Source organism: Streptomyces ossamyceticus (assembly GCF_001418475.1).
In the GTDB taxonomy this organism is placed as follows: Bacteria; Actinomycetota; Actinomycetes; order Streptomycetales; family Streptomycetaceae; genus Streptomyces; species Streptomyces ossamyceticus.
Map to the genome: position 1 here is coordinate 1 of NZ_LIQX01000314.1, position 2,004 is coordinate 2,004.

The 2,004-nt window shown below is 66.9% G+C and carries 2 protein-coding genes; both read right to left on the reverse strand.

The window, feature by feature from the left end; genetic code table 11:
* Window positions 1-1,017: ABC transporter substrate-binding protein (locus AOK15_RS23190; protein WP_055519952.1), on the reverse strand; the 1,017-nt coding region annotated here is incomplete at its 3' end.
* Between the two features lie 212 nt (window positions 1,018-1,229).
* The gene (locus tag AOK15_RS23195; RefSeq protein WP_055519950.1) at window positions 1,230-1,910 is read right to left on the reverse strand and encodes a haloacid dehalogenase type II; all 681 of its coding nucleotides are present in this window, start codon (window positions 1,908-1,910) and stop codon (window positions 1,230-1,232) included.
* Window positions 1,911-2,004: the final 94 nt, after the last annotated feature.

Sequence of the window (2,004 nt, forward strand, 5' to 3'; positions counted from 1 at the left end):
GTACTTCGGCGCACCGGCCAGCGCGTTGCGCTCGTCCTCCGTCAGCTTGGCGTAGGCCAGCGGAGAGGACGGGTTCGACGGGAAGGCCTTCGCCAGGTTGGCCTGGCTCTCCGCACGCAGCGAGAAGTCCATCAGCTGGTAGGCGTTGTCCACGTTCGCAGCGCCCTTGGCGATGGCGTAGGCCGAGAACTGGCGGCGTATGCCATTGAGTTGCCGCTCCACCGGCACACCCTGCTTCTGAAGGTCGGCGATCCGGCCGTCCCAGACGGTGGACATCGTCACCTCCTGGCGGCTCAGCAGAACGCCGGGCACCGGGCCGCTGTCCCAGAACTTCTTGATGTCACCTCGCAGTCGGGTCAGCACCTTGAAGGCGCGGTCCACGTCCAGCGGATACAGCTTGTCCATCGGGACGCCGTCGGCCAGCAGCGCGAACTCCAGCTCCGGCAGGTCACCGTCGGGGCTACACATCGCCCGGCCGCCCTTGAACGCCTTGGTGTCCCAGAAGTCCGCCCACGACTCCGGCTTCTTACCGCCGAAGGCGTCCGTGCGGTAGGCGATGCACTGGCCGTAGAAGCTGTGGCCGATGGCATGGTCGGTGGTCTGAGCCTCGGGGATCTTCGCGCTCTCCACGCTCTTGAGCCGGTCCCGGTCCAGCGACTCCAGGGCGCCCTCGGCCGCGTACTTGGCGAACGACATCATCGAGTCGTTGATGAGGTCGCACTGCGGGCGGCCCTGCTTGATCTGGGCCAACAGTGGGGCGTTGTCCAGGTTGAGCACCTTGACCTGGATACCGGTCTCCTGCGTGAACGGCGTATAGATCGCCTTCTGCAGAGCCGCCCCGTAGGAACCGCCGCTGTCACGGACGACCACCGTCTTACTGCCGCTCTTGCCGCTGCCGGACGAGACACGGCTCGTGCCGGTACCGCAAGCGCTGAGGGCGGTCGCGGCGGCTGCGCCCGCCGTGACTCCGCCAATTCCTCGCAGGAACAGTCTGCGGTCTATTCGGGCGTCTTTCATTGTGTGCCTCCTGGTGGTGCCGGCCGCGAGAAGGGGAGAGCGGCTGGGGACGTGGAAAGAGCGGCAGTCGGAGCTGGGTCCAAGGGGTGATCCGCCCCGGCGAGGGCGACGCACCGTCGGAATCGACGCCCTGCCGGGGCGGGAGAGGGTGGCCGCGCGGCCGNNGGGTCGATCCTTCGGAGCTGTCGGTACGGGACGGTGCGCGTCGTGCGTCAGATGCCGAGCATGGTGTTGAGCTCGTCCAGGGACTTGACGGTCACGTAGTCGTAGCCGTGGGTCACCGGGTCGCAGCCGCGGTCCAGGAGGACGAGGTTGCGGAAGCCCATGTCGTGCATCGGCATCAGGTCGTAGCGAGTGTGCGAGGAGACATGCACGAAGTCCTCGGGAGACGCGTCGAGCTGGTCGAGCATGTACTCGAACGCGGCGTAGCGGGGCTTGTAGTAGCCGGCCTGCTCCGCGGTGAAGACCGCGTGGAAGTCCGCCCCGAGCCGGGGCACGCTCTCCTCCAGGAAGGCATCCCCGGCGTTGGAGAGGATCACCAGCTTGTAGTTCTCGCCCATCTTCTTCAGCGGTTCCGGCACGTCGGCGTGCGCGCCCCAACTACGGACACCGTCGGCGAACCGCTTGCCCGCGTCCGGGGCGGCCTTCACGCCCCACTTGCGGCAGACCCGCTCGAAGGAGTCCTGCAGCACCTGCTCGTAGGGGTAGTACTCGCCGCGGACCTGGTCGTAGCGGTAGCCGCGGAACTCCTTGACGAACTGGTTCCAGTGCTCGGCCGGGATCTGGTCGCCGACGAGCTCCCGTGTGATGGGGGTCATCGGCCACTCGATCAGCGTGCCGTAGCAGTCGAACGAGACGTACTTCGGGCGGAACTGGAACGAGGGAATGGGCATGGGAGTGCTCACTTTCTTGCTGCGGGGAACGGGTTACGGGCGACCCCGATTTCAGGCATGCCCATGACAGGGATGTCGGGGTGGGGCGCGGGTG